General features: G+C 34.3%; 16 protein-coding genes. 9 read left to right on the top strand and 7 right to left on the bottom strand.

From position 1 onward, the window contains the following. Positions 1-84: 84 nt before the first annotated feature. From DK441_RS15405 to DK441_RS15390, 4 genes are all read right to left on the bottom strand, one after another. Positions 85-1,677 (bottom strand): G-D-S-L family lipolytic protein, encoded by a 1,593-nt coding sequence (locus DK441_RS15405; RefSeq protein WP_370444322.1) that lies wholly within the window; start codon positions 1,675-1,677, stop codon positions 85-87. Positions 1,678-1,682: 5 nt separating this feature from the next. Next, the gene (locus tag DK441_RS15400; RefSeq protein ID WP_109851500.1) at positions 1,683-2,930 is read right to left on the bottom strand and encodes an OmpP1/FadL family transporter; all 1,248 of its coding nucleotides are present in this window, start codon (positions 2,928-2,930) and stop codon (positions 1,683-1,685) included. A 282-nt stretch (positions 2,931-3,212) separates the two neighbouring features. Then, positions 3,213-3,980, bottom strand: coding sequence for an alpha/beta fold hydrolase (locus tag DK441_RS15395; protein ID WP_109851499.1), 768 nt, complete (start codon positions 3,978-3,980; stop codon positions 3,213-3,215). Between the two features lie 11 nt (positions 3,981-3,991). Then, a complete protein-coding gene (locus tag DK441_RS15390; protein WP_109851498.1) occupies positions 3,992-4,705 on the bottom strand; it encodes a pyridoxine 5'-phosphate synthase in 714 nt (237 codons plus the stop codon). Positions 4,706-4,806: 101 nt separating this feature from the next. Between DK441_RS15390 and DK441_RS15385 the strand changes: the two genes are divergently transcribed. The 8 genes from DK441_RS15385 to murI all read left to right on the top strand — a co-directional run bounded on the left by DK441_RS15385 (position 4,807) and on the right by murI (position 12,873). Continuing rightward, on the top strand, positions 4,807-5,463 hold the full coding sequence (locus tag DK441_RS15385; protein WP_109851497.1) for a CBS domain-containing protein: 657 nt from the start codon (positions 4,807-4,809) through the stop codon (positions 5,461-5,463). 44 nt (positions 5,464-5,507) lie between these two features. Beyond that, positions 5,508-6,392, top strand: a complete 885-nt coding sequence (locus DK441_RS15380) for an NAD kinase (RefSeq protein ID WP_109851496.1) — start codon at positions 5,508-5,510, stop codon at positions 6,390-6,392. A gap of 99 nt (positions 6,393-6,491) precedes the next feature. Continuing rightward, complete coding sequence (locus DK441_RS15375; protein ID WP_109851495.1) at positions 6,492-7,169, top strand: DUF6089 family protein; 678 nt, start codon at positions 6,492-6,494, stop codon at positions 7,167-7,169. Between the two features lie 2 nt (positions 7,170-7,171). Further along, complete coding sequence (locus tag DK441_RS15370) at positions 7,172-7,909, top strand: isoprenyl transferase (RefSeq protein WP_109851494.1); 738 nt, start codon at positions 7,172-7,174, stop codon at positions 7,907-7,909. 4 nt (positions 7,910-7,913) lie between these two features. Then, positions 7,914-10,544, top strand: a complete 2,631-nt coding sequence (locus DK441_RS15365; protein WP_200822857.1) for an outer membrane protein assembly factor — start codon at positions 7,914-7,916, stop codon at positions 10,542-10,544. A 35-nt stretch (positions 10,545-10,579) separates the two neighbouring features. After that, entirely contained in the window at positions 10,580-11,437 is an 858-nt protein-coding gene (locus tag DK441_RS15360; protein ID WP_109853533.1) for an OmpH family outer membrane protein, read from the top strand. 46 nt (positions 11,438-11,483) lie between these two features. Further along, the gene (locus tag DK441_RS15355) at positions 11,484-11,993 is read left to right on the top strand and encodes an OmpH family outer membrane protein (protein ID WP_024771572.1); all 510 of its coding nucleotides are present in this window, start codon (positions 11,484-11,486) and stop codon (positions 11,991-11,993) included. A gap of 43 nt (positions 11,994-12,036) precedes the next feature. Then, on the top strand, positions 12,037-12,873 hold the full coding sequence (murI, locus tag DK441_RS15350; protein WP_370444321.1) for a glutamate racemase: 837 nt from the start codon (positions 12,037-12,039) through the stop codon (positions 12,871-12,873). Between the two features lie 144 nt (positions 12,874-13,017). Here the strand turns inward: murI and DK441_RS15345 are convergent, their stop codons facing one another. The 3 genes from DK441_RS15345 to DK441_RS15335 form a co-directional block, all read right to left on the bottom strand. Beyond that, positions 13,018-13,233, bottom strand: coding sequence for a hypothetical protein (locus DK441_RS15345; protein WP_074409644.1), 216 nt, complete (start codon positions 13,231-13,233; stop codon positions 13,018-13,020). Positions 13,234-13,348: 115 nt separating this feature from the next. Further along, positions 13,349-14,080 (bottom strand): LytTR family DNA-binding domain-containing protein, encoded by a 732-nt coding sequence (locus DK441_RS15340; protein ID WP_109851492.1) that lies wholly within the window; start codon positions 14,078-14,080, stop codon positions 13,349-13,351. Beyond that, positions 14,081-16,294 carry a histidine kinase gene (locus tag DK441_RS15335; RefSeq protein WP_109851491.1) on the bottom strand — a complete coding sequence of 738 codons (2,214 nt, stop codon included), beginning with the start codon at positions 16,292-16,294 and terminating at the stop codon, positions 14,081-14,083. A gap of 217 nt (positions 16,295-16,511) precedes the next feature. Here DK441_RS15335 and DK441_RS15330 point away from each other — a divergent pair, with 217 nt between their 5' ends. Further along, positions 16,512-17,684, top strand: coding sequence for a VWA domain-containing protein (locus tag DK441_RS15330; RefSeq protein ID WP_109851490.1), 1,173 nt, complete (start codon positions 16,512-16,514; stop codon positions 17,682-17,684). The last annotated feature ends 12 nt before the right edge of the window (positions 17,685-17,696 follow it).

The raw sequence follows: 17,696 nt of genomic DNA, 5'->3' as shown, positions 1-17,696 counted from the left end.
TATAAACTTTATCTCATTCAATAAAAAAAGCCTGCTGAAAAAAAACAGCAGGCTTTTACCTAAACATTGTTTAGTATATTTTTCTTAATTAACATCATTACTTAAGGTAACTGTACCATAATCAGCAGGATTAACCCTTGGCAGGTTAGCTCCATAAGTAGCTTTAATAGCATCTAACACTCCATTGGTTATCAAAGCATGAGCTCTTGGTGTTGGGTGCACCCCATCTAATGAGAATCCACCACCTATAACAAATTCTGATGTAATCACTCCTCCATCAATAGGAATACCTCCGTTTGCAGCTTGTGCTAAATCGGCTGCAGCGTCATAAAACGCTAATCCTTTAGCCGTAGCAAGACCTGCAATAGTAGCATTAAATCCTGTACGAGCATTTTCTATAGCCGTTTGTTCCGCAGGTATTAACACATACTTATCCTCTAAAGGAAAACTAACGCCATTAACCGCTAATTGCCCTGCTTCTTCCTGAGACAAACCTAAACCAACTAATTCTGCAAACCTAGCTTCATTAAGTTTTCCGATAATACTTGAACTGGTAAGTACTAACAAATCTTCTGCTGTAGCTTGTCTTGCCTGACCGTATTGTGCACCAAAAAGGGCTGCTTTTACTGCTCCAAATGTAGGGGTTAGAGCGGCAGTCAATTGTGCTGTTTTATCATCAAGCGATTCATCTTTAATGACCACGGCACTTGCTCCGGTAGTAGAAAACTCTATTGCTCTTTCTGGAACACCAATACCTGCAAACGCAAGGTTTAATCCTGCATAGGTTGCATTAAGCGTTGGTATTTGTGGTCCAAAATCTGGATTCAAAGGACTTAATGGCGCATAAGGAACCGTTGTAAAAAATGGTATAGAAGTTACACTTGGTAAGTTTAACAATACTCCTTTAGCTCCTTTTGCAATAAGCGCATCAATTAATTGGCTATAAACACCTGCAAATGTTGTATTATTTGTAATATCATTAGGGCCATAATTCTCAGGGTTTTGTTCTCCCGTTACATTATGATCCATTCCTACACCACCAGAAGTAGCATAACTAAGTATATCATTATTTCCAATCCATAAACTAAAGAAAGTAGGATTCTGAGCTACAGCATCTCCTATCACCGCTGCTGTTGCAGAAGAAGCAAATCTCGCATAGTAAGGATTTGCCAAACCACCAGCTACTCCAGCTACATTACCATACCCTGCCACACCCAAATGAAAACTTTTTGCTCCGGGAACTCCCATATTATTAAAAGGCCCTACTAAGACACTAGATATCTCTGTAGTTGGTGCCGCTCCTGTATATACAGAAGGACCAACAGGTTTACCATCTGCATCAAAAACCAACACAAATCTATTATCCAAAATTTGAGTTCCTCCTAGCAATGCTCCTCCTGTATTATCCGACATTAATGGTTGTGTAAAATCACCGCCACCTGCAAATGCAAATTGCTTGGATAATATATTAGGATATGAATTTTCTTGTCCTGTTATATATAATGCTCCGTCAGCAAAACCAGCCGTAAGTGAGTTTCCTAATGCTACATAGTTACTAAAATCGGCTTCTCCACTTGTATACGTTCCTGCCTCGTCAATCGGATTATCAAATTCTGGTTCACATGCTATTATTCCTAATGCAAGAATCGCTAAATATTTTATATTTTTCCTCATCATCTTTATTACATTTTATAAGTTAAACCAAGTCCAGGAGCAAATGCACTGGATTTATATGTTCCTCCAAAAGATTCTGTACCACCAGTCGAGTTTGTACCAAAATCATAAGAAGCATCTACCTCTTCAAATCTCAAGTAAAAGAATGAAGCATCAATAGCTAACTTAGATGTTACGGCAAAACTTAAACCACCAGTAAATCCATCAGAGTCATTACGAGGAGTTTCTGGAGCAAAATAGCCTGGTTGCACCGGAGTTTCATCACGGTAATATCCAGCTCTTAGAGTGATCTTATCGGTTGCCTGATACTGCAATCCAAGTCGGTATACCGAAGAATTCTTATAATTACGTGGGTTTACCGAATTAGAACCATTACCAAAAGTAAGATCCAACGATTTATATACATCCCAGAATTGTCTGTTATAGTCAAATGCAAATACCCATTTCTCATATTCGTATGAAAGCCCTAGAGTAAGTTCTGCTGGCAATGGCAACTCTGCATTAAAGGTTGTAGTTCCATTAGCGGGTGCTGCAGGAGAATTTGGGAAATTCGAAAACGTAGCTTCTCCTCCTTCGACTTCCATAATAATCTCACTACGATAACTAAATCCTATATGCAAATCTTCGGTAGGATTAAACATTGCACCTATACTCCATCCCCAATTGGTAACTCCAGAATCGTCGACCGTAATATTAGAACGGTTACCTTCTAGATCGGTTGTTGTTCTACTGGCATTACGATTAAAATTCACAGAGCCGGTAACATAAATAGGTCCTCCCCCGATACTAAATTGATCAGAAATCTTAAACGAAACTACTGGCTGTATATAAATTGCTGCCAATTCAATATTATTTACCAAATGAGAACCAGCCCAGTTTGTTGGCCACTCTACCTCACTACCAAAAGGAGTATACACTCCTAAACCAATAGACATCCAGTCATTTACTTTATAAGAGCCATATAAATTAAGAGGAGTTCCCACAGAACTATCTGTTTCTGAAGAAGTACCTAATTCTCGATTTTGATATATTACATCTGTAAAAATCCCACTTACACCAACACTTACGTTTAATTTATTTTCTAAGTACACAAGACCCGCAGGGTTAAAGAATACCAACTCAGCACTATTCACCACCGCTACTCCAGTATGCCCCATGGCAACAGCTCTTTGTCCTTGCACACTAACTCTATATCCGCCTGCATACGTAACCAAAGTTACAGAGACGAACAGAATAAATAATAAAAGTTTTCTCATAATTAATTTAGTATTGTTTGTTATGTTAGAATGAACTTGTCTACTTTTTTGTTTGTGAGTAAAAAATTTTGGCGGCTAATCTAGAATAAAAGGTTTCATGAGAGCATCACCATGCCATATTATGGTAAAGACACAAAAATTTAAGGGCCAAAATGTAAAATTCGTAGGTAAACAAAAAGTTTAGATAAGTTCTATATTAAAATTTGATTTTCCAAATTTAAAAGAAAATACTAATTATCCAACGAATTCATCAAAATATTATGCATACATAGCATTTTTTCTCTATTTTTTGACGAATTCTAACACTTCTTCCAAAAAATTAATCGGGTTTTCGGCATGCAACCAATGACCTGCGTTTGAAATTTCCCCGATTTTTGAATTAGGGAATTGCTTTTTTATTCCGGGTTCATCTTCTTCCAAAATATAATTAGATCGCTCTCCTTTTAGAAAGAGAGTATGTCCAGAATAACTATATTGTTCTGGTAGTTCTACTCCTATTTCGTGAGCATTTTTCATCAATGCTTCCAAATTCATTCGCAGCCCGAGAACTCCCTTATCTTTCCAGTACAGATTTTTAAGAAGAAACATTCGTACACCTGTATCAGGTACATACATGCTTAACTCGTGATCCACTTCTCCTCTGGATTTTAAAACTTCAAAATCTAAAGCACTTAACCCATCTAAAATATCCTGATGATGTAATGGATAATATTTCGGCCCTATATCTGCCACAATTAAATGATCAATCAAACCAGGGTATTTTGATGCGAAAAGCATTACTGTCTTCCCTCCCATAGAGTGCCCCAAAATATTACAGTTCTGCAAATGGTGTTCTTCGCAGTACGTCGCTAAATCACCTGCAAGGATATCATAATTAAACTCATCACTATGAGGGCTTCTACCATGATTTCGTTGATCTACCAAATGAACCTGAAATCCTTGTTCAGAGATTTTCTTCCCAAGTGTCTTCCAGTTATCTCCCGTTCCTAAAAACCCATGAAGGATTATAAAAGGTTGCCCTTCGCCAAAAACATTTGCATGTAACTTCATTATCTACAGCTTTACTTTAAACGATGTAAATACATATTAACTACATTCTCTAATCCCAGATATATAGATTCGCTTATCAAAGCATGCCCAATAGAGACCTCAAGAAGTCCAGGGATATTTTCTTTAAAAAACTTAATATTATCCAAAGAGAGATCATGACCTGCATTTACTCCGATCCCAAGATCAATTGCTTGTTGAGCACAATCCGAATACGGCTGTATTGCTTTCAAATTTCCTTTTGCGTATTCTGAAGCAAATTCTTCGGTATACAATTCAATTCTATCTGCTCCTGTACTTACAGCACCTTCTATCATCTCGGAAATGGGATCTACAAATATTGAGGTTCTAATATCATTACGCTTAAATTCAGATATTACTTCTTTCAAAAAACTTTCATGTTTTTTTGTATTCCAACCTGCATTACTCGTTATAGCATCCTCTGCATCAGGAACCAAAGTAACCTGCGTTGGCTTAACAGCTAATACCAACTCTACAAACTTAGGAATAGGATTTCCCTCTATATTATACTCTGTATGTACAATTGGCTTTAGATCATACGCATCTTGATATCGTATATGTCTCTCATCTGGTCTTGGATGAATTGTAATTCCTTCTCCTCCAAAATGCTGAATATCGGTGGCTACCTGTATTAAATTAGGAGCATTCCCTCCTCTTGAATTACGTAAAGTTGCAATTTTATTAACGTTAACACTTAACTTTGTCATGGTTTTTGATGTCTTTTACTAAAAAAGCAAAAATACAAAGTTGAGAACGCCTTGATTGTATATTTTTTGATTATTTTGCATAATATAGCCCCAAAAAAGTTATGAAGACGAATTTGTACATAGTTAATGAAATAGAACCTCTTGACGTAGCTGTCAAAGTAACAGAGGCACAACTGCTATTTAACGAACTTACCTATACCCATTTCCCTGTTATAAAACAGAATATATATTTAGGGTGCATTTCTGAAGCAGATATCCGATGTTTTGAAACCGATAAAACTTTGGATGCTTATCAATATGCCCTTGAAGGGTTTTATGTAAGAGAAGGTGATAACTGGTTGGATATTCTAGAATCTTTCGCACAGAGCAATTCTAACATTATGCCAGTACTAGATGACAACAACAGTTATTTAGGCTTTTTTGAACTTGGTGATATCATGAATCTTTTTAACGAAACCCCGTTTCTTAGTGAGCCTGGTAATATTTTAATAGTAGAAAAAGGAGTTCTGGATTATTCTTTTAGTGAAATTTCGCAAATTGTAGAATCAAATAATGCCAAAGTATTGGGTTTATTTATATCGAATATGAAAAATGATGTCGCCCAGATAACACTAAAGATTAGTGATACTGACATTAATAATATCGTACAAACATTTAGAAGATACAGCTACAATATTGTTTCAAAGCATCAAGAAGATACATTTTTGACAAATCTTAAAGAAAGATCCCAATATTTAGCAAAATACCTTAATATATAGAACAGTTTGCCTAATCCAATACTAACAACACAAATCAAATTATAATGAAGATCGGTATATACGGGCAGTTCTATCATGAAAATTCTGGAATCTACATTCAACAGTTATTAGAAACTCTTGACAAAAACGGTGTAGAAGTTGTAATTGAGAAAAATTTTCTTGAATTGATAAATCTTCATGATGAAATAGATAAAACATATTCTCATTTTAGCACTTTTGAAGAACTGGATACATCGTATGATCTTTTTTTTAGTATTGGAGGAGACGGCACTATTCTCAAAACGATCACCTATGTTCGAGATTTAGGAATCCCAATTGCAGGGATCAATACCGGAAGATTAGGTTTTTTGGCTACCATTCAAAAAGAAGAAATTAAAGATACTATAGCACTCATCCTTGACAAAAAGTTTTATATTTCTTCAAGAAGCCTCGTAACGGTAGAAACTTTACCTGCAACAGAAGAGTTTGGGGTATTAAACTTTGCAATGAATGAAATTGCAGTAAGTCGAAGAAATACAACTTCTATGATTACTGTACATACCACTCTTAACAATGAATTTCTTACTTCATATTGGGCAGATGGTTTAATTGTTTCTACTCCTACCGGTTCTACAGGATACTCATTAAGTTGTGGTGGCCCGGTAATGATGCCTGATGCAGAAAGCATGGTGTTAACTCCTATTGCTCCACATAATCTTAATGTAAGACCCCTTGTTATACCCGATAATCAAGAAATCAAATTACAGGTTACAGGAAGAGAAGACACCTACTTAATTTCTTTAGACTCAAGAATACACACACTACCAAATGAAGCTACAGTAGTCATTAAAAAAGCTCCATTCAAAATTAATATGGTAGTTCTGCAAGATGAAAGCTTTCTAAAAACATTGCGTAAAAAGATGCTTTGGGGGGAAGATAAACGCAATTGAACAATAAAATGTACTAAAAAGTGTTTTTTATTCATACTATTTTACTCAAATTCTTGTGTACTAAAGTTAATTGTTATATTTGCAAACTTTTGAAAATCTATGAGATACTTAGCATCACTTATAATTGTTGTATTTTTTGTACAACCAATCACATCACAAACTTACGAAGTAGGTTTGATGGCTGGAGGAGCTAACTATATAGGAGATGTAGGATCTACATACTATATTTCACCTAATAATGTCGCTTTTGGAGCTATCGGAAAATGGAATCGAAGTAAACGACATGCTTTTAGAGCTTCATTTTTATATGCCAAACTCAATGCTAATGACGATAAAGGAGATGATAGAAGAAAACAAAGAGGACTAAGTTTTAGCAATTCTGTAAAAGAAATATCACTAGGAATGGAATTTAATTTCTGGGATTGGTATCTTTACGACGGAGAATCCCAATTTACCCCTTATCTATATACAGGAATTACTACATTTAATTATGGTGCATTAGCTGTTGATGCGAATAATCAAATCGACGCATATGCAGATAAATGGAGTTTCGCGATCCCTATGGTTTTAGGGATTAAAAAAACATTAGGTAGAAATTTTGTGTTTGGTGCAGAAATAGGTGCCAGATACACATTTACTGATAACCTTGACGGCAGTAATCCTGATGATAGGTATGGAACAGGATTTGGTAATTTAAATAACAATGACTGGTATGTATTTACAGGTATAACAATATCGTATACCTGGGGTAGAATACCATGTTTTTGTGCTTTCTAAAAATGATTGATAAAAAACAATTAAACTCTAATATCCCACAGCACGTTGCCATTATTATGGATGGCAATGGTCGATGGGCCAAAAAGAAAGGTCTATTTAGAGCCGTTGGCCACGAAAACGGAACTAAAGCAGTTAAAGAAGCTGTAGAAAGCAGTGCAGAGATAGGTGTTAAATATCTTACATTATATGCTTTTTCTACAGAAAACTGGAATAGACCAAAACTTGAAGTAGATACCTTAATGAAACTTTTGGTGAATTCCTTAAAAAAGGAAATCAAAACACTTCAGGATAATAATATTAAACTTAATGCTATTGGAAACTTGCAGTCGCTTCCCAAAAAAGCAAGAGTAGAACTTTTAGAAGTTATTGAAAAGACCAAATCCAATACACATATGACACTTACTCTGGCTCTAAGCTACGGAAGTAGAGAAGAGCTCATAAAAACTATCAAAGAAATAAGTATTAAAGTTAAAAATGGTGTAATTTCGCCACATCTTATAAATGAATCAGTCATTAATGAGCATTTGTATACAAAAGACCTACCCGATGTGGACTTATTGATACGTACCAGTGGGGAACAACGTATCAGTAATTTTTTACTATGGCAAATTGCGTATGCAGAATTATATTTTACAGAAATTTTATGGCCGGACTTTAAAAAAGCCGATTTATTTGAGGCCATATACAATTATCAAAAAAGAGAAAGAAGATTTGGAAAAACTAGTGAGCAGCTCAGTTAAAGAAATGACAAAAAAACTACCTATTACGTATTTTACGTTACTCGCCTTATTAATATCAACATCACTTTCTGCACAAAATTTACCTGGTGCTAACGGGAAAGAATATATTATTGGCGATATTAAAGTTACCGGGATTACCAGTTACAATGAAAATACAGTAATTACTTTTACCGGTCTTAGAAAAGGAGAACGTATTTTTCTTCCGGGAGATCGAATAAGTAAAGTCATTAAGAAATTATGGGATCTCGAATTATTTAGTGATATTAACTTCTACATTAGTAATGTAGAAGGAGACGTTGCTGATCTCGAAATTAATATACAGGAAGTACCTGAGTTAAACGAAGCCCGTATTCAAGGAATTAAAAAACGTAAATCCGAAGAGTTAATTAAAGATAATGGGCTAACCAAAGGTGCAAAGGTTACAGAAAATCTGATAACCACAACTCGTAATTTTATTACTAATAAGTATAAAAAAGACGGATTTCTAAACACAAAAGTTGCTATCAACACCATTCCTATTAAAGATACCGTTGTAAGCAACAAGGTAAATATGGTAGTTCTGATCGACAAAGGAGATCGGGTTAAAGTTGATAAAATCAACATAGAAGGAAACGAGCAACTTTCTGATGCAAAGGTGCGCAGGGCTATGAAAAATACCAAGCGTAAGAAATTTCTAAGATTCTGGAAACGATCAAAATATATCCGAGCAGATTACGAGGAAGATAAAGATAATATCATTACAAAATATAAAGAAAAAGGATATCGAGACGCTCGTATCACCTCTGATAGTTTGATTATAGAAGATGACAATAGTGTATCACTTAATCTTAATCTTGAAGAAGGGAATAAGTATTATTTTGGTAATATCACATTTCTAGGTAATAGCGTATATACCGACCGAGAATTGGCCCGACAACTTGTTATCAAAAAAGGAGATGTGTATAATGGTGTTCTTTTAGAAAAACAAATTGCTGATAATAGTAAGCCCGATGCAAATGATCTTACCAACTTATATCAAAATAACGGATATCTATTTTCTTCTATTGATGCTGTAGAAACAAAAGTATATAATGATACTCTTGATTTTGAAATCAGAATACGTGAAGGAAAACTGACCTATTTTGACCACATTACCGTTACCGGAAATGATAAAACAAATGATCATGTAATTTATAGAACACTTAGAACCAGACCAGGCCAACGTTATAGTAAAGACCTTGTAGTACGAACTGTTCGTGAATTAGGGCAGTTAGGTTTTTTTGATCCAGAACAATTAGAACCACAATTTAAAAATGCAAATCCTCAGGCAGGAACCATTGATATTAATTTCCCTGTAGTAGAAAAAGGATCTAGTCAAATTGAGCTTCAGGGAGGTTTTGGCGGAGGTGGTTTTGTAGGAACTCTGGGATTAGCTTTTAGCAACTTTTCAATACGTAACATTTTTAACAAAGAATCTTACAGTCCCCTACCCATGGGAGATGGTCAAACGCTTAGAATTAGAGCCCAGGCCAGTAGATTTTTTCAAACCTATAGTCTTTCTTTTGTAGAACCTTGGCTAGGAGGGAAAAGACCATATCAACTCTCTACATCATTCTCTCATACAATCCAGTTCTTACTTAATAACAGAACACGTAAAGTAGATAGAGATAGTAAATTTCTTATTACTGGAGGGTCAATAGGAATAGCCAAAAGATTAAATTGGCCAGATAACTACTTTACATTATCTCAAGCCATTAGTGTAAGACATTATAATCTTAAAAACTACAACACCAGACTATTTACTTTTGGTAATGGATCTTCTAATGATTTATCCTATACTATCGGAATCAATAGAAACAACACTACAGTAAACCCTATTTTCCCAACAGGTGGATCAGAATTTAATCTTGTTGCCAAACTTTCTGTACCTTACTCTCTTTTTGATGGCGTAGACTACGGTGAATTAAAAGACCGTAGAGATACTTTAGAAGAAGAAAGAAGTAATCTAGACAGCAGTAATTCGAGAGATCTTGTAAGAGGCTCTGAAATAGCTACAGAGATTGGAGAAATCGATCAGGAGCGTTTTAAATGGCTAGAATACTATAAGCTAAAATTTGATGGTACCTGGTACACAAGTTTAGTTAATATTGGAAAAAAGCCTTTGGTTCTAAAAACAAAAGCCGAGTACGGTTTTTTAGGTGCATATAATAACAATAGAGGTAATATTCCTTTTGAACGTTTTTTCCTGGGAGGAGATGGATTAGGAGCTACAAGTCTTGATGGTCGTGAGGTTGTTTCGTTAAGAGGGTACCCAAATCAATCTATTACACCTCAAAGTAGAACTAATAATCAAGATTTTGATGCCGATGGGGCAACAATTTATAATAAATATTCGTTAGAGCTTCGTTATCCTATAACACTAAAACCCGCAGCATCAATATATATGCTAGGATTTTTGGAAGGTGGAGCCTCTTATGATAGCTTTAAAAGTTTTAACCCTTTCCAATTAAGTCGTTCTGCTGGAGCAGGTTTACGTATCTTTATGCCAGCATTTGGGTTATTAGGTATAGATTTTGGGTATGGTTTTGATCCTATTCCGGGAACAAATCAGGCTAATGGATGGGAAACCCATTTTATTATAGGACAACAATTTTAGTTTTGGCACGATTATTTCTATATACACACAAAGTTATGAAAACAAAGGGTCTTTTACTAGTTGCAGCAGTCAGTTGGCTATTTTTCACAAACGCAGTACATGCACAGAAAGGTATTAGGATTGGCTATATTGATATGAGCTATATTCTGGAAAACGTTCCAGAATATAATGAAGCTTCTTCTGAACTCGAAACCAAAGTTCAAAAATGGAAAGTTGAAATAGAAGCAGAACTTAAAGAAGTTGAAGAAATGCGTAAAGACCTTAATAATGAAAGAGTCTTACTAACCAAAGAGCTAATCGAAGAAAGAGAAGAAGATATCTTTTTTAAAGAAAAAGAAATATTAGAATATCAACAAAAACGATTTGGCCCTAATGGAGATCTTTTTATTCAAAAAAAGAGATTGGTTCAACCAGTACAGGATCAAGTTTTTGTAGCCGTTCAAGAAATTGCTAAAAACAAAAAATATGATTTCGTTTTTGATAAATCAGCAGATTTGGTAATGCTTTATTCTGCAGATCGATTTGATATAAGTGATCAGGTATTACTTAGAATAAATAGGGCTTCAAAAAGAAAACAACTTAATAGTAAGAAAGATAAGAAAGCTCTGGAAAGAGCTGAAAAAAGAAATGCAGAACAAGAAACTGAAGTATCTGACAGAGAACGTGAGGCTCAAAAAAGATTATCAGAAAGAGAACAACTTCTTGCAGAGCGTAAAGCTCAAAGAGATTCTATAAGAGCTGCAAAAAAGAAAGAGTTTGAAGAAAGAAGAGCCCGATTGTTAGAATTACAAAAAAGAAAGAAAGATTCTATTAAAACTTTAAAAACTCAAAGAGAAAACCTAAAAAATAATGACTCATCGTCTGATGCTGATAGTAGAAAAGACAATGATTAAATAATTAATTTTATAAATTTATAACACCCTTTAATAATACTTACAAATGAAACAATTTAGAACATTACTAGTAGCTATTGCACTTATCATAGGAACCTCAAGTTTTATGAATGCTCAATCTAAAGTAGCGCATATTGCGTCGCAAGAGCTAGTAGAAGCAATGCCTGCTTTTAAAGCTGCAAAAAGTGAGATCGAAAAATTGAATAAGACCTATGATGCAGAAATTAGAAATATGGTGTTAGAATTACAAAACACTATCAAAAAATATTCTCAGGAAGCTGAAACTAAGACGGATGAAGAGAATCTAAAAAGACAACAAGAAGTACAAGCTACAGAGAAAAGCATTAACGATTATAGAACAAATGCACTTCAGGATCTTCAGAAAAAAGAGATCGAATTAATGAAGCCTATCTATGAACAAGCACGTACATCTATCCAAAAGGTAGCAAGAGCACAAGGTTTTCAATATGTATTAGATTCTACTACAGGAACCGGAGTAATCATGGCTGATGGTAAAAACCTAATGGCAGATGTAAAAAAAGACTTAGGTATCTAACAGTTTTACTTTAAACTTTTAATAAAAATAAAAAAACAGTGAGATGACATCTCACTGTTTTTTTATTTTTGAGGTAAACTATTATGTAATTATGCAAAATCGACCTATTGGTATATTTGATTCAGGTGTTGGTGGAACAACAATCTGGAAAGAAATCACTTCTCTATTACCACATGAGAACACTATCTTTCTGGCTGATAGCAAATATGCTCCTTATGGTAAGCGTAGTAAAGAAGAGATTACTGCATTAAGCATTAAAAATACCGAAAAACTCCTTGATTTAAATTGTAAGATCATTGTGGTTGCATGTAATACTGCGACTACAAATGCCATAAAAACGCTACGATCCACTTACAGCATACCAATTATTGGCATTGAGCCTGCTATAAAACCGGCAGCTATTCATACGAAAACAAAAAAAGTAGGTGTACTTGCTACAAAAGGTACTCTATCTAGTGAGTTATTTGTCAAAACATCAGATCTGTACACTCAGAATATTGAAGTTATTGAAGTCATTGGCACTGGACTGGTGGAGCTTATTGAAAAGGGCAAGATAGATACGGATAAAATGTACACATTACTTCATTCTTATATTACCCCAATGCTTAACAAAAATATAGATCATTTAGTCCTTGGATGTACACATTACCCCTACTTAATCCCACTTCTAAAAAAAATGCTTTCCAACGAGATTACAATTATTGATTCGGGAGAAGCGGTTGCACGACAAACTAAAGCTGTGTTGATTGCAAATCATCTTTTAAATCCAAACCCAAAAATAGGCAAGCATACTTTATATACTAATGGTAATACAGACATACTAAAGAACATTTTGCATGAAAATACTCTTACACGAACTGTAAAAGCTTTAGATTTTTAGTTTTTAAATATATAAACTTAAAAAAGATTGTCTAAAAAATAATGTTCTTCATTTTTATAAGACATAAAGCAACAAATTAGTTCTCAAAAAGACAATAAACAGATTACTTCTAGACAATCTTCATTTCTTTAACTTAAAAGAGGATTAGCAGTAAATAGGTCCGCTAATTCCACCACCACCAGTACCTCCGCCAGTGCCTCCACAATTATTAGTATAACAAGTTTGACCAGGGTTATTACCTTGTCCGGCACAACTGTGTAATGATGGATTACCTGTTCCTCCTTTGATAGCTTTAGAGGCAAGATTAGAAATCTTGATTTTTTCTAGAGATAGTTTTTTTAACGATTCTCTTTTTTTCATTATTTTAAGTTTTTGTAGTTAATAATAGTGGATATTACAAATTACAACAACTAACACTTGTTTTTTCAGCATATTTTAACAAAAAAAATCAAAACCTCATAATTATCAACTCGAATTATTTAAAATAATTCAATAATGTTCCTTTTTTAGAAGAGGACACCGCTAACTCTTTTCCAGAAGAAAGTACAATACTCCCTCCCTTCCCTTTCCGGTATCGTGTTATTTTGCTCACATTCACCAGATAACTTTTATGAGTTCTCACAAACCCATGTGGATTTAAGGATTCTTCAAAATATTTCAGCGTTTTACTCACTAACTTTTGACCTTTATCCAGGTAAATTTTGGTATAGTTATCATCAGCTTCGCAATACATAATATCAGAAATCTGTAGAACCTCAAAACCATCTTGCTGCGGGATAGTGATTTTACCTTCAGCAGTTGTCACCTTGGGAACTAAAACAGTATCCAATAGAGCAGTTTCCCGCTGTTTGATATAGCTTACATGATCAACAGCTTTGATAAGATTATCAATTGCAATAGGTTTTAACAAGTAATAGGTTGCCTGAGCATTTAGAGCATCTACCGCATAATGATCATAGGCAGTTACAAAGACAATTTCGAATGTGCGATCGGGCACTTGCTCTAATAAATCAAATGCATTGCCATAAGGCATTTCTACATCCAAAAACAACATATCAGGGGTGTAAGATTCTAGCAATACTAATGTTTCTTTTACACTGGCTGCCTCTCCCAAAATGGTAACCGATGAGCAATACTTACCTAAATAATTTCTAAGTATAGCTCGGCTATTAGCTTCATCATCTACTATAATTGCAGTTAAGTTCATCTACTTGTCTTTCTTAAGGATTAATTTTACCTGTGTTCCTTCTGTGTTATCTTCAAGATCAGATATAAACACATCAACCTTATCTTTATACATTTTATTAAGGATGGCAATTCTCTTTTTGATGTTACCCATCCCTCTGGATTTTTGAAGTTTTTGATTTTGCGTTTTCAGTTCTTTAGACTTTTTACGTCCAATTCCATCATCAGTAATTGTAATTTCTATACTCTCTGATGTTGCTTTTTGAAAACGTATGGATAACAGTCCCTTTTCAGTTTTATATCGTAGTCCGTGCCATACCGCATTTTCTACATATGGTTGCAATAACATAGGAGGAATCATATATTCATTAATATCGATTTCTGGATCAACCTCAACTGTATATTCAAATTTATCCTGAAACCTAAAATGCTCTAATTGCACATATAATCTTAAGAGTTCTATCTCTTTTTCTAGAGGAATAAAATCTTCTTCACTATTCTCTAAAACAGCTCTCATCAATAATGAAAAATCGGTAAGATATCGATTTGCTGTTCTTTCATCACTTGTTGCTATAAATGTATTCACAGAATTTAAAGCATTAAAAATAAAATGTGGATTCATTTGGGAACGTAGTGATTTTAAAGCCAAAATATTATTTGCATACCGTTGTTGCTTCATATTACGATACATCAAATATCCAGCAAGAAGCAACAGAACCATTAACCCAATTAAAAAATAGATTACAATTTGTTGTCGTATACTTTGTTGATTTGCTATTTCTTGCGAAGCAAATGCCAATTCATATCTTGCTTCATTTAACTCCCTATCTTTCTCTAATGTAGTAATTCTATTTGCTCTCTGCGCTAGTTCTCTGCTAAAACGAGTTGCCTGCGATATCTCCTGATCTTTTTGAATATATAACTTATCTATGATTACCTCATATTCTTTGAAGGCATCTGATGCTTTTTCTAACTCTCCTTTTTCTCGATAGACTTCTCCTAGTTTTCGGGTAGCATCTTTTTGAACAATAAGATCATTTTTTGATTCTGCCTCTTTAATACTTTCTTCTAAATACGGTATGGCTTCATCATATGCTTCTTGCGCTGCAAAAGCACTGGCAATTTTATAATTTTGTACTTGAGTAGTTAAAGAGTTGTCTTTCTCTGCCTGTGGACCTTCATTCTCATTACTTTCCTCAATTTCTTCGATATCCTCGAGTGCTTCTTTTCTTAATTGTATCTCTTTACCATAGCTATTACTCTTATTATAAAAGTCTGCTGCAACAGATCGTTGCCTCGCTGATGTTTTTTTATCTTTTTGTTGTGCCAGTTGCACCGAATTATCCAAATATTCCTCGGCATCTCTAATATTCCCCTCTTGTTGTAGCACTTCGGCTAACTTAGAATTTAACAGAATCACCTTATCATCCAGCTTTTTTCTCTGGCTTATAGAAAGAGCTTTATTGTAATTAGTAATAGCATCAGGATAATTTTGCAACCCTTTATAACTATCTCCCAGACCTTCATAAACAATAGCCTTTTGAGTATTACTCAATCTGGATCGCCGTAATTCATCAAAAGTATTTAGAGCTGCCTGGTAATTTTTTCCTTCTAGTTGAGCATTAGCTAATTTAATTTTTACATCTGTGTTATATTTATTTTTAAGACTTAAAAGGTAGTTACTCTCTGCAAGATCTGGCTGTTTCCAGTACTCATAAATATCAGCTAACGACTCAAATAATTCGGCTTTTTTATCGTCTGATGAAGGATCATCATCTCGTATTGTTTCTAAAGCATTGGTGATATATTCTATACTCGTAGCGGCATCCTTTTTTAAGGAGCTTTTTGCTGCTCTAAGGTTTTCCTGATATCTTGACTCTCTTTTTTGTTTTGAAATTGAAGGTGATTTAGCTTCTTGTGGATTATCCTGTACTTCAATATCAATTCTTTGGCCATCCTTAATCGTATATCGTATAGTATTAAAACTATCATGAGCAATTACAAGCTCATCTCCAACACGGGCTTCAATCCTAAAATTACCAAAAATATCGGTTGTAACGGTTCCTTTTCCCAGAACAGTCACATCAACATCTCTAATTGCTTTTCGGGTGCTCTTCTCCTTCACAGAACCTTTAATACTCATCGATTCTGGTCGTTTCATTCTAGCGTTTTCTTGCCCCAAAACCAATACAGGAAGGAACCAAAGAAATACTATTATCAAGCCAATCTTCTTCATTATACACTATTAAATCAAGGTAAACTTAATCCATTTAAATGGGATAATAAAATTCGAATCTCGTGATTATACAGTTTTACGGTAGCTTTTTAGAATAAAAAAGAAACTTCCCTAATCAAAAGAGTAAGTTCCCTCATTTATATTAACTAGTCCCTCATTATAGATTTTTAATCAAAAAAGTTAACTATAGTTTTATCCAAAATTAAAAAAGGAAACTATGAAGACATTTTTTACATGGAGCATGTTATGTTTACTTGTTACTATTTCTTGTAACGCAAATAATAAACCGAACTCCGATCTCGCATTTCAAAAAGAAAAAAACCACCTAATACAAACTACCAAAACCGATCCTAATACACGTAACATACAAGTAGCTTTACTATTAGACACCAGTAATAGCATGGATGGGCTTATTGACCAGGCTAAGGCTCAACTATGGGAAATCGTAAATGAGCTTTCTTATGCAAAATGTGGTCATAACAAAATAAAGCTGGAAATAGCATTATACGAATATGGTAATGATGGTTTACCATCTCAAGAAGGGTTTATTAGACAGGTCTTACCGTTCTCTGATGATTTAGATGAAATATCTAAAGAACTTTTTGCACTTACAACTAACGGAGGAAACGAATATTGTGGTAAAGTGATCAATACTTCGATTAATCAATTAGGTTGGAAAAAAAATAATGATCATTTAAAACTAATCTTCATAGCGGGTAACGAACCTTTTACCCAAGGGCCCTTTGATTATAAAGATGCAGCAACAGATGCATTAGAAAAAGATATTACGATTAACACCATTTTTTGTGGTAATTATAGACAAGGCATTGAAACGATGTGGAAACACGGGGCCGATATTACAACTGGAGAATATAGTGCAATTGATCATAATCGCGAAACCGTACATATTGCAACACCATATGATGATATTATTCTTAAGCTCAATCATAAACTAAATGGTACATATATCTATTATGGTCACCAAGGTGCTCAAAAAAGACAATTACAAGCCGAGCAGGATAGTAATGCAAGATCCTACAGTTCTGCTAATGCCGTAAGTCGAACCGTTAGCAAGAGTTCTGGTTTCTATAAAAACAAAAGCTGGGATCTAATCGATGCAGCTGAGGACGAAGCTTTTGAAGTAGAAAAAGTAGCAAAAGACGAATTACCAAAAGAGCTTAAAGAAAAATCCAAAGCTGAGTTAAAGCAATATATCGCAGAAAAAAGTAAAACGCGTAAAGAGATACAACAAAAAATTAAAGAGTTAAATAAAAAGCGTGTATCGTATATCAAAGAAAATAGTAAAAAAGATGATACAAACCTGGAAGCTGCATTACTAAATGCTATCAAAAAGCAAGGAAGAAAAAAATCTTTCTCCTGGGAAGAATAAATCATAAAAAAT

The sequence above is a fragment of the Aquimarina sp. AU58 genome, assembly GCF_900312745.1.
Taxonomy (GTDB): Bacteria; Bacteroidota; Bacteroidia; order Flavobacteriales; family Flavobacteriaceae; genus Aquimarina; species Aquimarina spinulae.
Note: the sequence above shows the minus strand (reverse complement) of the source record. Positions and strands in the feature narration are given on the sequence as shown.

Coding starts and splice junctions, on each gene's coding strand:
- DK441_RS15405 (WP_370444322.1), bottom strand. CDS start 1,677: ATGATGAGGAAAAATATAAAATATTTAGCGATTCTTGCATTAGGAATA.
- DK441_RS15400 (WP_109851500.1), bottom strand. CDS start 2,930: ATGAGAAAACTTTTATTATTTATTCTGTTCGTCTCTGTAACTTTGGTT.
- DK441_RS15395 (WP_109851499.1), bottom strand. CDS start 3,980: ATGAAGTTACATGCAAATGTTTTTGGCGAAGGGCAACCTTTTATAATC.
- DK441_RS15390 (WP_109851498.1), bottom strand. CDS start 4,705: ATGACAAAGTTAAGTGTTAACGTTAATAAAATTGCAACTTTACGTAAT.
- DK441_RS15385 (WP_109851497.1), top strand. CDS start 4,807: ATGAAGACGAATTTGTACATAGTTAATGAAATAGAACCTCTTGACGTA.
- DK441_RS15380 (WP_109851496.1), top strand. CDS start 5,508: ATGAAGATCGGTATATACGGGCAGTTCTATCATGAAAATTCTGGAATC.
- DK441_RS15375 (WP_109851495.1), top strand. CDS start 6,492: ATGAGATACTTAGCATCACTTATAATTGTTGTATTTTTTGTACAACCA.
- DK441_RS15370 (WP_109851494.1), top strand. CDS start 7,172: ATGATTGATAAAAAACAATTAAACTCTAATATCCCACAGCACGTTGCC.
- DK441_RS15365 (WP_200822857.1), top strand. CDS start 7,914: ATGACAAAAAAACTACCTATTACGTATTTTACGTTACTCGCCTTATTA.
- DK441_RS15360 (WP_109853533.1), top strand. CDS start 10,580: ATGAAAACAAAGGGTCTTTTACTAGTTGCAGCAGTCAGTTGGCTATTT.
- DK441_RS15355 (WP_024771572.1), top strand. CDS start 11,484: ATGAAACAATTTAGAACATTACTAGTAGCTATTGCACTTATCATAGGA.
- murI (WP_370444321.1), top strand. CDS start 12,037: ATGACATCTCACTGTTTTTTTATTTTTGAGGTAAACTATTATGTAATT.
- DK441_RS15345 (WP_074409644.1), bottom strand. CDS start 13,233: ATGAAAAAAAGAGAATCGTTAAAAAAACTATCTCTAGAAAAAATCAAG.
- DK441_RS15340 (WP_109851492.1), bottom strand. CDS start 14,080: ATGAACTTAACTGCAATTATAGTAGATGATGAAGCTAATAGCCGAGCT.
- DK441_RS15335 (WP_109851491.1), bottom strand. CDS start 16,294: ATGAAGAAGATTGGCTTGATAATAGTATTTCTTTGGTTCCTTCCTGTA.
- DK441_RS15330 (WP_109851490.1), top strand. CDS start 16,512: ATGAAGACATTTTTTACATGGAGCATGTTATGTTTACTTGTTACTATT.